Here is a 13,696-nt window from a genome sequence, read left to right on the forward strand (position 1 = left end):
TTATACCTTTGTCTTATTCATTTGATAAGAGAGTAGTTCTTTTTTCAGAATTTCCAAATTCTGTAGGATGACTTTGGATTTTCTAGAAAAATAATTATTAGCCATTACCACAGGAATGGCGACTGCAAGACCCGCTGCTGTTGCAAGGAGTGCAGTCGAAATTGACCGCATGACCACTTCAGCACCAGAACTTCCTAAAGTTCCCAATCCATAGAATGCTTTGATGACACCGAGAACCGTTCCTAATAATCCGATAAATGGAGCATTGTTACCCAATGTATTTAAGATTGGTAACCGTTTTTCTAATTCCAATTTTTCGGATAAAATTTGGCCATCTAAACTTTCATCTAATCCTTTTCTGCCAAGTTTCAATTGGTTTAAAGCAAATTGAATGAATCGTGTGTAAATTGATTCTTCACCTGCATCAGTTTTCCAGTGAATTTCTGGTTCTTCTTGTAAGGAAGTTCTAACTTCCGTTAAATAGTCCTCGTTTTTTTTACCTAGAGATTTTTTGTAATAAATTAACCTCTCAGCAAATACTGCCAGTGCGATCACACTCGCCACTGCCATTGCAATAAAAACTAATTCTTCACCTATTTCTACATACTCTTGCATATTATCCTCCGTTTTGAATGTTATTAAATAATAAATATAATGGAATTTGATCGTTACTAATTTGATTGTTTGTGGATGCAAAACATGATCGCAAACAGGAAATTACTGTAGTCGATGTTAAACTAGATTCAATCAAATTGGCAATAGTTGATTGTGCACAAATTCCAGATGATGTTTTTGATTTCCAATCAGTAACTTGGCAATTGAACGAACAAGTTTGTGCAATTCCAGACATATTTTTGTAAATCGAACTAATCAATCCTTGGCATGTTGCAGTTTTTGTTGCTGCCGGTGTGTCTGTAAAACTTCCCCCTGCAGCAGTCGCATAAGCCTTGAAACAAAGATCTTTGTTTGTAATCGCTGATTCACATGTCTCTTGAGGTGCGTTTGGTGTAGTTAGGTATTGTAATAACACCGTTTCCTTATATGAATCTTCAAATTTTTTAGATTCAGTGCAAGAGGAGATCATCACAATGCCAAATATAATTGCTAAAAACTTCATTAGAAATGCACCTCCATTCCAACGTTAAAGAATGGGATCACTGTTCCACCTGGCAGTTGTAAGGTTCCAAATGTGTCATTTTCTTTGGGGTTTGTAGCAGAAAAAGGTCTAGAGTTATCGAAATCATATCCATTTTTATTTTTTCTCATATAAACGTTTACGATTTCTAGATACCAGTTTAAATATCCCCAAGAATAATTTTCAAATATATCAAATCGAATGTCGAACCTATGAAAATCTGTTCCGCGTTTTACATATCCGTATTCTGATGTGTAAGGGTTGTTGGAATATTGTGGATTCCAATAAGTGAGTCCATTTAGAGGATTTGAAAATTTACCGCCGTCATCCCCGACAACTGGACGAGTTGGAATCGCTGTTAAATAACTCCATCGACCCCCAATTTGGTAACCTTCGCTCACCCTCCAACCATAAATAAAATTGGCAACATGAGTTCTATCCCAGGGTGCTAACTGTTCGACTGAATTTGGAAAGTATGCGGCAAGAATTTTTCTTTCGATTCCACCTACTTGTGTATTATCCCCTTCATAAACTTGATATAAGTTTGTGTTTTGAAATGATTGAGACCAAGTATAGGAAATCCAACCGAACCAGTCTCTTGTGCCAGGACGCGCATTTTTACGAATTAATAGTTCATATCCATGTGACCATCCAGACGCTCTGTTTGAATAGTTTAATGGACGATTGGCGACGATAGGTTGTGTTAACCATTGCCCTTTATCCGGGTTTAATCCAACGGGAGTGGAAACATATGGATCATCAATGATAGTATCAGTGAATTGGTTTTTGAATACTTCCATTTTCACTTGCCAAACTTGATCTATTTTTTGGTCAATCCCTGCACTTACCTTTCTTGCTCTTTCAAAACGTAAATCAGGGTTTCCTGTTTCTGAATTGAAATTTGTTGTTAAAGGAAATCTTGAAACATCTCCACCACTTCCATAAATAGTCATACCTTTCCCAACTTCTGGGAAGGTATAAGAAGCAGTGGCCCTTGGAGTTAAAGCACCGTTTCCAGTAACTTGCACATAGTCGTAACGTGCACCAGGTTCAAATACAAAATTTCCAAATTTAAAGTGTAGAGTCGTATATGCATTGTAATAAGGTGAATTTCCTTGTATGCTGATAGGTCGACCTACGAAGTCTGGATTTGCAGAATTATAAGGGTTAGGTGATGGATTGGTTGGGTCGCGTAATGCCACTTCCGTTCCATAATCTCTAAAGGAAAACTTTCTGACTTCCGTACCAAAATCAACTTTTAGAAACTTTGTTGCTGTCCAATACGCATCTTGGCGAACACCGACATAACTTCCTCTTTGGTATTGTTTACCTTGGATGGTTCCAAATCCAACGTTGTATTCACCAATAGGGTCAAAGTTAATCAAAGTAACACGGTTCTGGAATTTATCACCAGGAATCCAGGTGTATCTTAATGCAGTTGTCCGAAAACTTTGTCCAAAACTTGCTTTGGCTCCACTAAGAAGTGCAAAGGCAGAAGTTGTTGGGTCGTTTGCAGGTTTGTTCGGAACATTAATCGCAAAGTTGTCTTGTGCTGTTAAGTTATAAAAAGATATTTGGTGTTCGGGTGTGAAGTTATGAACGTATTTAATTTGTGAGTCGTTATAACGAGGTAGACGAATTCCTTCAGGCAATAGACCAGTCGCTCCTAACGATTTATCCAGATATCCAAGTTTACCAGCAATTGCTAGATAACCTTTTCCACCTGAAGTGGGTGTGGCAGCGTAAGCAGTTGTATTCCATAGGGAAACCTGAAATGCACCTTTTGTTTTTTGAACAGAATCAATAGTTTCAATTTCAATGATACCGCCAGTCGCATTATTAAAGTTTGCTGGATATGCACCTGAATATAAATCTATAGATTTGATTAAATCATTATGAATGACAGATGTTAGTCCATCTAAGTGGAATGGATATAAAATAGGAAGGTCGTCATAAAGATATGTGTTTGCATTTGGGTTGGCACCACGTACAATGATTCCGTTTGCCCCACCACCAAATCCGATATTCGGAATGACACCTGGAAGTGTTTCTAATGCACGCAGAGCTTCACCAAAAGTTCCTGGCATTCGTTTGATTTCTTCGTAACGAACCTTAGTTCGTGAGGCTACAGTTTTTTCCCGTTCCCCTTCTACGACGATTCCAGTTTTTGGAGCACTTGCTTTTTTTTCGGTGTAAATGGTGCGAGATTCATCTTCTGATCCCACAGAAATTTTTATTTCTTGGATACCTGTGTCACGTAACAAGCGCAAAGTGTACTCGCCAGAAGATGGAAAATCAAGAGTAACATTTCCTTCTGCGTCTGTTTGCGCAAATTTTTTTGTTTCGAAAATCAAAACAGATAAATTCTTTTCTGCAATTTCCTTTTTAGGGTTGATGAGTTTTGCGCGAATACTCACCGCAAGTAGCGGGGATCCGAAACAAAAAAGGAAAATCCCAAATAAGAAAGGTTTATTTAATTTGAATTTTGCTGAGTTCATTGAAGTTTAAATACCAAGGGATATCTCCCGTTTCTTGTTCGAGGTAAATGAGGGTGCAAGGTAATGGATATCCAAGAAATGGACATTCTGTACGTGTAATCGCAATAGTACAAAAATCTAAATTTCTTTGGATTGGTTTATTTACTATCACTAGAGGTGGATTGGGAATAGGATTTCCGCATTTTTCTGAAGCAAATTTTGCAGCAGCATACACTTGGCTTTGCGCATCATTTGTGTCTACTCGATCGACACCTGGGCCACAGTTGATAAAAAATATTGCGATAACAATTAAAAAACCATTTAGAGTTTTCATTTGTTACCCTTGATAGTTGGTGTTTCGGTTTCTTCTGGTTGACCAACGACATCTGCAGTAACATTTATCACTGTTACGAGTCCTAAAGGAAAATAAGCTTTATCTTCTCTTTGGATTTTGATATTAATTAGAGTTTTTCCTGTAGGATATTTTTCTAGAATTTGACTCATCGCTAGTTCTACATTAGGTGCCTTAGTGACAGGAAACATTCCTAATAAATAAAATGCTGAGTCTTGTCCTTTGCCTTTGCCAAGAATTTTATAATCTGTGGAACGAACGACCGTCGCAGAATCGTATAAGTAAATGTCTTTTGGGACATGAGAACCGATACAACCTAACGCCATTATCATTGCAGAAAAAAAACTAATAAAGATTCTGAGAATGGAAGTTTTCATTCGTAATACTATTTTTTGTTTTTAGTTGTTGTTTGTGAGCCAAAACGAACCAAATCACCTTTGATTGTAAATCGATAACGAGTTAGCGGTCCAAAAATTGATTTATCATTCCAATAACGAATATTCACGAGTGCATCGCCAGAATCTTCTTCCATAACTTTTTCATATAAATCAGTGATGGGTGGTTCCGTGAAAGGTAACCCAAAGAGAATAAAATCCAATGCATACCATGTAAAGGTTTTCTCTACAGTTTTGACAGTTTCGTAAGGAGTATTAGGGATTGGTTTATTACTCGTAGCAATTCCTACGGAAGAGGAAGCACAATTGTTTAAAACTAAGGATAAAAAGAAAATGCAGGTAATGGCGATAATTTGTTTCATAAAAGACTCCGTCCAAGTCCAAATCGCATTTTAGTGAGATTGGTCAATGGAATATTTGCACTAACGTTGATTAACTACTTAACTTGGAATGAACGCTACATATTCCGGAGTGAAACGAGAATTAGTTATAATTTGAGAGCTTCTTTTAGATTTTGTGCAAAGGATCTTCCAACAGGTAAAGTTGTTTCATCCTCATTTTTTAGTTGGATTGTATAGGATCCACCTTTGTCATAACGAAGGCTTGCCACAAAATCCAAATTAACCAAAAATCCTTTGTGAATTCTAAGAAAGTTTTTTGAAGGTAATTTTTCTTCAATTTCTTTGAGTAATTTTGCGGTTTCATAATCTTTTTGTGAAGTATGAATCACACAACTTTTGTTATTTGCAGAAATAAATTGAATGTCTTGAAAAGGTAATAGAAATACAGCAGAATCTGACTGAATTTTAAGATTTGTTGAATTTTCTGAAAATTGAGTTTTTGTATGTTTTGATTCTTGCAAAAAACGTAATGCTTTATCCACCGATTTTCGAAATCGTTCAAATGAAAAAGGTTTTAACAAATAATCGGTCGCATCCAAATCAAAGGCCTCTACCGCATGTTCGCTATAGGCAGTTGTAATAATAAAAAATGTATTTTTGTTATGTTCCTTTCTTAAAATATCCATCCCACTGATTGCAGGCAGGTTGATATCCATAAAAACCAAATCAAATTGTTTTTCTTTTAGAAGATTTAATGCTTTATCACCACTTTCAGCAATCCCAGAAAGTTTTAATTCTGAACAATTCATTATATAATCCATCATGAGCATCCTTGCTGGATATTCATCTTCAATGATTAATACGGAGTAAGTGGATGATTCCATTGTTTTAAGTTACATCAATAAAGAAAAAGGTAACATCATCTTTAAGTTCTTCTTCCGAAAATTTGGAAATCTGTACGATAATTTCCTGCGATAATGTTTTTATATCCTTGTTTTTTCCCTTTTCCAGTAGATCAAGTATTTTGCCTTCACCAAACAATTTATTTTCAGCTCTAGCTTCCGTGACACCATCGGTGAAAAAAAAGTATCGATCACCTGTCTCCATTTTGTGAGTCCAGTCACCGTATGTAAACGATTCTCTCCACCCAATGATAGGTCCCTTGATATTCATAAATTCAAATTTACCTTTGACTCGATTGTAAATGAGTGGGTTAGGGTGGCCAGCAGTAGAAAAGGTAATGGATTTTGTCTTTGAATCAATTAAAGCACAACATGCAGTTATAAAATATCTGCTGACAAGAGATGTTAGAGCTTGGTTCATATGTTCCAAAACATCTTTCGGCGAATTGATATTTTTTGTAGATTCTCTAAATTGAACCTTTACCATAGAAGAAACAAAGGCTGCAGGGACTCCATGTCCAGCCACATCAGCAATTAACAAAAGCAAACGGTTTTCATCTAACTCTACCCAGTCGTATAAATCACCACCAACTTGTTTCATTGGTAGGTAAGTTGTGTGGATTCGAATTCCAATAGTATTTGGATGTTCTTTCGGTAATAGGTAACTTTGGAGTTGGGAAGCAAAAAATAAATCTTGTTCGAGGTCTTGGTTTTTTTCTCTAAGTTCAAGGGTTCTTTCTCGAACACGGATTTCCAAGTCTTTTGTTAGGATTGAAAGTTCTTTTTCATTTTTTGCGTGTCGGTAAGAGATGGCAACACCCGATAGAATCATTAAAATTAAAAAACCATATTGGGTTAAATAAATATTTTTTCCTGATGTCACATCGATAATGATATCAATCGTTGTTCCAATACAAATGCATATAAATCCAACAGTTAAAAAGTATGCTTCTGCTTTTTTTGCTTTTGCAGCTCGAATGACTCCTCTTAGAATAAAAAATACAACTAAGATTAATGAAAATTCCCATATTCGTAGTAACAAAATTCTTGCGGGGATTTCAAGTTCCCAAGTTTGTAAAAAGGCAAGGCAAAGAAGGAAAAAAATTAACAATCGTTCTTTGATTCTGAGTTTTGTTTGAAATAAAGAATAACTAAACAAAAAGATTGAAACTGGAAGTAAAGTTTGTGCTGTAAAAAAAACTTTTAACCAAAAGAAAAAAGAAAAATTTGTATATGTATAACTAATGTTTAAAAGTGGGAGTCTCCACATTACAAAAATTAGTGTAGAAAGTAGGAGATAGAAATTAGATTTGGCCTGTCTTTTGAGTACGATTGAAAAAATTTGATAAGCACCAATTCCAAAAAACAACATGATAAAACAAAAATCACGACCATCTTCTTTGATGATGAATTCTTGGAGTTGTTCATAATTTCCCATCACTGGTACTTTTCGAAACAATCCACCTTGAAAGGTTTTGTTGCGAAAGTGGATTTCAATTTCCAATTGGTTGGTTTGGTTTTCTTTGAGAACAGAACTTGGAATAAAATACAATCGTTTGTAATACCAGTTTGGTTGATACAAACCTTCCTCTGAAACGTTGCCAGTCTCTCCTAACAAAACACCATTCACAAAAAGTTTGTCGACCTCTTGGACTCTGTCTAAGTATATACCGAGGGGTTTGTTGTCTGGTTCGTAATAAAAAGATGTTTGATAGGAACCGTGGACCGGTGGTTTTATTCCCTGTAAAGAAAGCCCTTTTCCCACTTGGATAGGAAAAGTTTTGTCTTGGGACGTAAATGTCCAACCCTCTGACATCGTCGTAAGGTACTTAGAACTTACTTTTAGTGGTTCCGAGGAGAGCGAAAAGACCGTAGTAAGGACTATGGGGAAAATAAATGAGAGGATTCTCATCATTATCGGCTAAAGATAGTTGTGTACAGAGAGAAAGCAAGTTGATTTTCATACTCTTGTTTGGTTTAGTTATTTTTTTGGAGCAAATCTAAATGACAATTACTCAACTTCGATACATCGTTGCTTTGGATCAATTTAAGAGTTTTGCAAAAGCCGCCGAACATTGTTTAGTTGCTCAACCTACTTTGAGTTTACAAATTCAAAAAGTGGAACAGGAACTTGGTTTTGAATTATTTGATCGAAAAAAAAATCCAGTCATTACTACAAAATTGGGAAAAGCTGTGGTCGATCAGGCGAAGAATACTTTGAAGGAAGCTGACAAACTTTTTGAAATAGCTGGTCAATGGAAAGATGAACCAGCTGGGAGTATATCAATTGGAATCATACCTACTGTAAGTAACTACCTCATCCCTTCAATTTATCTAAGTTTACAAAAAGAATTTTCGAAGGTTAATTTTCGAATTTCTGAACTTCCTACACTTACTATATTAGAAAAATTAGAATCAGAGGAAATTGATTTAGGGATTCTTGCAACCCCACTTAAAATTTCAAACATCGTTGAACAACCGCTTTATTATGAACCCTTTGTAGTTTATTATCCAAAAGATGCCAAAGAAAAATCAACTTCTGTTTCCATGAAACATATAGAAAAATATCCGTTGCTTGTCCTTGGAGAGGAGCATTGTTTTCGACACCAATCTTTAAAAATTTGTAATCGAAATGCTCTGGCAAAAATTGAAAGTGGGAGTGTCGAAACTCTAAAACGAATGGTAGATATGGGGATCGGAGTGACACTTTTACCAAAGTTAGCAGTGGGAAAATCATCGGAAAGAGTGGTTCCATTTCAATCACCGGAACCAGCTCGGGAAATTAGTTTGGTTTATAAAAAAGGATTTTATAAGACTAAAATTTTAAAAAAACTTGCAAGTTTGATTCTGGATGTAATTCCAAAGGAATACCACACCAAAGATAAATTTAAGATCATTGGTGTTTCGATCAACCAAGACTAAATAAGCTGATAGCTTTTATAAATCCATTCATTTATAGTATTTATTTTACAAATGATCTAATTCAGAGTATATTCTTCTTAACAACAAAGGAGGATATTCAATGTCCAATATCAACACACAAATTCCAGACTTTACTACGGAAGCTTTCCATAACGGTGCTTTTAAAAAAATTAGCAAAAAAGACGTTCTAGGAAAATGGTCCGTTTTTGTTTTTTATCCTGCGGATTTTACATTTGTTTGTCCAACAGAACTAGGTGATGTAGCAGATTATTACGAGGAACTCCAAAAAATGGGAGTTGAAGTGTATTCAGTTTCTACTGACACACATTTTGTTCACAAGGCTTGGCATGAAGCAAGTGATACCATTAAAAAAATCAAATTTCCAATGTTAGGTGATGCATCTGGTAAGATCACTAGAGGATTCGGAGTGATGATTGAAGATGATGGTCAAGCACTTAGAGGAACATTTGTAGTAAATCCAGAAGGCGTGATTAAGACTGCTGAGATCCATGATCTTGGAATTGGTCGTTCTGCTGAAGAACTCGTTCGTAAGGTGCAAGCAGCACAATATGTTGCAAACAACGACGGAGAAGTTTGTCCAGCAAAATGGAAACCAGGTAACACAACTTTGAAACCAGGTCTTGACTTGGTAGGAAAAATCTAAACTAAGTTAGGCGGGTTTAACCCGCCTAAATCGGGAGGTTATTATGTTAGATGAATCAACAAAAGAACAAGTAAAACAATATTTTGAACGAATCAAAAATCCTGTTAAAATCATATTGTATTCGGGAGTTCATGAAAAAAGAGATGAGTTGGTTGCATTTTTAAATGATATCGCATCGCTCAGTTCAAAAATTTCATTGAAACATTCAGAAGAAAAAAATGATGGTATTCGGTTTGCAATTTATTCTGACGAAAAACCAACAGGAATTGAATTCTCAGGAATTCCCATGGGTCATGAATTTACATCTTTGATTTTGGCAATTTTGCAATCAGGTGGAAATCCAATCAAATTAGAAGAAGGAATTCTCTCAGCCGTATCAAAATTAAAAGAAAATTTGAACTTTGAAACATTCATTTCTCTTGATTGCCATAACTGCCCAGAAGTGGTTCAAACTCTTAATAGTTTTGCACTCATCAATCCATCAATTTCACATAACATGATCGATGGAGCTATGTATCCAGAGTTAGTAAAAGAGAAAAATATTCAAGGAGTTCCAGCTGTATTTTTAAATGGAAAACGTTTTCTTTCAGGAAAGGCTGAAGCATCCGTGATATTTGATAAACTTTTAGAATTGTATTCTGTTCCTGAGTCAAACGAAGAAACAGAGATCCTAAACAATCCATCTGAGGTTTATGATGTAGCAGTCATTGGAGGTGGCCCTTCCGGTATAACTGCGGCAGTATATTCTGCTAGGAAAGGATTGAAAACTTTAGTCATAGCAGATAGGTTAGGTGGCCAGGTAAAGGATACTATGGGAATTGAAAATATAATATCCTTGCCTTATACAACAGGACCAGAGTTGACAAATGTATTATCCGAACAACTAAATAAAAACCAAATCAAAAAGAAAGAAAACGTACGCGTAATAAAAATTGAACAAGGAAAATTAAAAACCATTCATTTGAATACGGGTGAACGAATTCTCACAAAAACAGTGATACTTTCAACTGGTGCCAAGTGGCGAGAGCTGAATGTCCCTGGAGAAAAAGAATTTGTTGGGAAAGGTGTTGCTTATTGCCCTCATTGTGACGGCCCATTTTTTAAAGACAAAGATGTTGCTGTTGTAGGTGGGGGAAATTCAGGAGTAGAAGCAGCGTTAGATTTGAGTGGTATCGTAAAGTCAGTCACCTTGATTGAGTTTGGTGATAAGCTCAATGCAGACAAAGTATTATTAGATAAAGTGGCACAGTCACCCAATATTAAAACTTTGGTTAAAACTCAAACTATGGAAATTCAATCCAATTCGGAAAAAGTAACAGGTCTTACCTATAAAAATAGAAGTTCTGAACAAACGGACACCATTCCCTTAGATGGAGTTTTTGTGCAAATCGGTCTAGTACCAAACAGTAGTTTTGTGAAGGAATTAGTTGAGACCAATCGATTTGGAGAAATATTAGTCGATGAAAAATGTAAAACCAATGTGGATGGAATTTTTGCTTGTGGAGATGTGACAAACACACCTTACAAACAAATTATCATAGCAATGGGTGAGGGAGCAAAAGCGGCAATTAGTGCCTTTGAATATCTATTACACGCTGCCTGATAATAACCATTTTTCAAGAGCAGAATAAAGGTCGGCGGAAGAGATTGGTTTGGTGAGAAAATCATTCATTCCAGATTCTATCGCCGTATCTTTTACTGAGAAAAAGGCTCCCGCTGTTAGTGCAATGATTGGAGTTTTGTTATTGGTGCCTTTTTCTAGTTTTCTAATTTCGATTGTTGCCGTATAACCGTCCATTACCGGCATTTGTAAATCCATAAAAATCAAATCTGGTGCTTTTTGTTGGTACTGTTTGACTGCATCTGCCCCATCTATAGCAAATCTAAGTTGTATATGGGGGTATCTTTTTAATAACATTTTTGATAACAGTTTTTTGTTTAAATCATTATCTTCTACAATCAAAATATCATTTTGGACTTGTTTGTTTACGACAATGACTGTTTCTTCAGGTGCAGTTAATTTTTCCTCAAATAAGTTTGAAGAAACCGATCCAGATGAATTTACTTCTAATGATAAAACAAAACTAAACCGACTTCCATTTCCTAGTTCACTTTCAATTTTAAGTTGAGAGTTCATTTTTTGAATGAGTTCGTTTGTGATGGAAAGTCCAAGTCCTGTTCCTCCATATTTACGAGTGATGGAAGTGTCCGCTTGTGAAAAGGAATCAAAAAGTTTAGATTGTGAATTAGGATCAATTCCGATTCCTGTATCTGTCACCGCAAATTCTATATCAATGATTTCACCTACCTGTTTCTGCACTTTGACAGTTACTTCTACTTTCCCTTCATGAGTGAATTTAATCGCATTTCCAATTAAATTTGAAAGTACTTGTCTAATTCGTAATGGATCCAAAGAAACAAATTTTGGTAAGTTGCGATCTAACTGAAGTTTCAGTGGAATGGCTTTAGATGCAGCAGAAATTTGGAAAAGATCAACAGTAGATTGGATTAAATCAATTAAATCAGTACTAATGAATTCTAATTCCATTTTTCCTGAATCAATTTTTGAAAAATCAAGAATTTGATTTACTAAGGATAATAAACTTTTTCCAGAAAGAAATATACTATTTAAATATTCTTTTTGTTCCTCGTTTAAAGAAGAGTGTAATAGAAGTTCGGTGAATCCAATGATGCCATTCAGAGGAGTTCTGATTTCATGGCTCATGTTAGCCAAAAAATTCCCTTTTGCCATATTGGCAGCTTCCGCCATTTCTTTTGCTTTGCGGAGTGTATATTCTATTTTTTTAGTTTCTGTGAGATCTGAATTAGATCCAACCATTCTGATTTTGTTTCCAGACGAATCTCTTTGGATATAACATCTTGAAAGAACATGAGCGTAGTTCCCTTTCCTCTTTTTCATTTGGAAACTGAATTCAAATGTTTCTCTTTGTGAGAGCATAATGTTTTCTAAAAATTCAGTAACCCAATCTAAATCATCAGGATGTATTAAACTTTTCCAATAGCCAATGGGAACGTTGTCAACATTGTCATCGTTTCCAAACTCTAACCACCACCTACGAGAATAGATCACGGTATCGTTAACCAAATCCCAATCAAACCATCCATCTGAACTTACTTCTAAAATAAGGGCATAGCGTTCGTTAGATTCTTTTAATGCAATTTCTGCACGTTTTTGTTCTGTGATGTCTTTACTGGCACCAACAATAAATTTAAATTTTCCGTTTACCTCAATTGGAGTTAGTGCCGTAGTCCAAATTTTTGTTCCTGCAGGCATGGGAATACTTTCTTCATACGAAATTGTCGTTTTGGCATTTAATACATTTCTGAAATTTTTTAGAATTGGTTGGCCCAATTCTTCGCCGAGTAATTCGATTGGAGTTTTGCCTTGGATGAAAGCTTGTGTAACACCAGTAGATCTTTCATAAGCCAAGTTTATACGGCGTATGATAAAATCTCCTTCGTCCATTACTTCCACAAGAAACATCGAATCTTGGCTTCCATTAAACAATATATTGTTTTCGAGTAATAGTTGTTTGATTTCACCAGATTCATTTTTAATAATATCTTGTAAGGAAAGTAATTCGGAGATATCTGCAACAATTCCATCAAATCGTAATATTTCTCCGGTTTCGTTCCGAATTAATCTTCCTTGGCATTGAACAAATTTGATTTTTTTGTTTTTGGTTTGAATGCGGTAACGGACTCTAATTTTGTCATCAGCATGAAGTGACGTTAACGCCGCTTCAACGAGGGACCGGTCCTCTTCGAGGATTAAATTTTTCCAGTTATCTTTTTGATTAGTGAAGTATTCTTTTGGATATCCGGTGAGTGTCTCTGAGGAAGGGCTAATGTAAATGATTTCTAATTCTGGAAAATTCGCCGAAAAGATCACCTCCTCCATTGCGGAGAGAATTTGTATTTCCAGAGATGGCGGAGGAGGGCGCATACCATCGATATGACGTAACTTTTCGAAAATTTTAACATCCTAAATTAGGATTTTCTAATAAGAAAGGGAAGTGCCAATTGGGGTGTGAATCGAGAATAATTCATTCCAAGGAATTCCGATTCGTTCAGGATCCGGAATTCGTCCACGAAGTAGGGCCAGGGAAATGGCGCATTTTTTGTGTATTCAAGGATCAAACTCGGCTTCCCGTCTAGACGCGATTTTCCAATCGATAATTTCATCGGATGACGCATTTGGAACTCGGTTGTTTTCGGAGGTAAAAATAGATTGTAAGCTATTTCTGACCCATCAAAGGATTTTCCCCACCAATGACGAAAAGACATAAAATTTAAACTAAGGCGTGCACCAGTTTGGAACCAGCGGGGCCCGAGCCAATCCGCTTGGTAATTCCCGATGGGAAAGGAATTGGGAGCATTTAATTCTAAAAACTGTTTTTTGAATTGAGATAGTGACATCGTCATCAATCAAATTGCAAAATGACAAAAGCATAGCGAAAATTCCGATCCTAATAAAAAAATTTAGA

The 13,696-nt window shown here is 35.8% G+C and carries 13 protein-coding genes; 3 read left to right on the forward strand and 10 right to left on the reverse strand.

Annotated features, from left to right (window positions below; genetic code table 11):
- The 8 genes from CH364_RS11535 to CH364_RS11570 form a co-directional block, all read right to left on the reverse strand.
- A complete protein-coding gene (locus tag CH364_RS11535) occupies positions 1-615 on the reverse strand; it encodes a MotA/TolQ/ExbB proton channel family protein (RefSeq protein ID WP_100744035.1) in 615 nt (204 codons plus the stop codon).
- A gap of 1 nt (position 616) precedes the next feature.
- Complete coding sequence (locus CH364_RS11540; RefSeq protein WP_100744036.1) at positions 617-1,117, reverse strand: hypothetical protein; 501 nt, start codon at positions 1,115-1,117, stop codon at positions 617-619.
- Entirely contained in the window at positions 1,117-3,633 is a 2,517-nt protein-coding gene (locus CH364_RS11545) for a TonB-dependent receptor plug domain-containing protein (RefSeq protein WP_100744037.1), read from the reverse strand. Before CH364_RS11545 ends, CH364_RS11540 begins: the two co-directional genes overlap by 1 nt.
- A complete protein-coding gene (locus CH364_RS11550) occupies positions 3,605-3,946 on the reverse strand; it encodes a hypothetical protein (RefSeq protein WP_100744038.1) in 342 nt (113 codons plus the stop codon). Before CH364_RS11550 ends, CH364_RS11545 begins: the two co-directional genes overlap by 29 nt.
- Positions 3,943-4,341 carry a hypothetical protein gene (locus tag CH364_RS11555; protein WP_243401358.1) on the reverse strand — a complete coding sequence of 133 codons (399 nt, stop codon included), beginning with the start codon at positions 4,339-4,341 and terminating at the stop codon, positions 3,943-3,945. The genes CH364_RS11550 and CH364_RS11555 overlap by 4 nt, the downstream gene beginning before the upstream one ends.
- Before the next feature lie 8 nt (positions 4,342-4,349).
- Positions 4,350-4,721: an LIC20211 family lipoprotein gene (locus CH364_RS11560; RefSeq protein ID WP_100744039.1), complete on the reverse strand. Its 372-nt coding sequence runs from the start codon at positions 4,719-4,721 to the stop codon at positions 4,350-4,352.
- Between the two features lie 125 nt (positions 4,722-4,846).
- Positions 4,847-5,584, reverse strand: coding sequence for a LytR/AlgR family response regulator transcription factor (locus CH364_RS11565; protein ID WP_100744040.1), 738 nt, complete (start codon positions 5,582-5,584; stop codon positions 4,847-4,849).
- 4 nt (positions 5,585-5,588) lie between these two features.
- Entirely contained in the window at positions 5,589-7,514 is a 1,926-nt protein-coding gene (locus CH364_RS11570; protein ID WP_100744041.1) for a PP2C family protein-serine/threonine phosphatase, read from the reverse strand.
- A 92-nt stretch (positions 7,515-7,606) separates the two neighbouring features.
- Between CH364_RS11570 and CH364_RS11575 the strand changes: the two genes are divergently transcribed.
- The 3 genes from CH364_RS11575 to ahpF all read left to right on the forward strand — a co-directional run bounded on the left by CH364_RS11575 (position 7,607) and on the right by ahpF (position 10,791).
- Positions 7,607-8,524: a hydrogen peroxide-inducible genes activator gene (locus tag CH364_RS11575; protein WP_100744042.1), complete on the forward strand. Its 918-nt coding sequence runs from the start codon at positions 7,607-7,609 to the stop codon at positions 8,522-8,524.
- 100 nt (positions 8,525-8,624) lie between these two features.
- A complete protein-coding gene (gene ahpC, locus CH364_RS11580; RefSeq protein ID WP_100744043.1) occupies positions 8,625-9,188 on the forward strand; it encodes an alkyl hydroperoxide reductase subunit C in 564 nt (187 codons plus the stop codon).
- A gap of 43 nt (positions 9,189-9,231) precedes the next feature.
- Positions 9,232-10,791, forward strand: a complete 1,560-nt coding sequence (gene ahpF, locus CH364_RS11585; RefSeq protein WP_100744044.1) for an alkyl hydroperoxide reductase subunit F — start codon at positions 9,232-9,234, stop codon at positions 10,789-10,791.
- Here the strand turns inward: ahpF and CH364_RS11590 are convergent.
- Both CH364_RS11590 and CH364_RS11595 read right to left on the reverse strand, forming a co-directional pair.
- Entirely contained in the window at positions 10,777-13,155 is a 2,379-nt protein-coding gene (locus CH364_RS11590) for a PAS domain-containing protein (protein ID WP_100744045.1), read from the reverse strand. The genes ahpF and CH364_RS11590 overlap by 15 nt on opposite strands.
- 44 nt (positions 13,156-13,199) lie before the next feature.
- A complete protein-coding gene (locus CH364_RS11595; RefSeq protein WP_100744046.1) occupies positions 13,200-13,634 on the reverse strand; it encodes a hypothetical protein in 435 nt (144 codons plus the stop codon).
- Between the last annotated feature and the right edge of the window lie 62 nt (positions 13,635-13,696).

Source organism: Leptospira harrisiae, from assembly GCF_002811945.1.
Classification (GTDB): Bacteria; Spirochaetota; Leptospiria; order Leptospirales; family Leptospiraceae; genus Leptospira_A; species Leptospira_A harrisiae.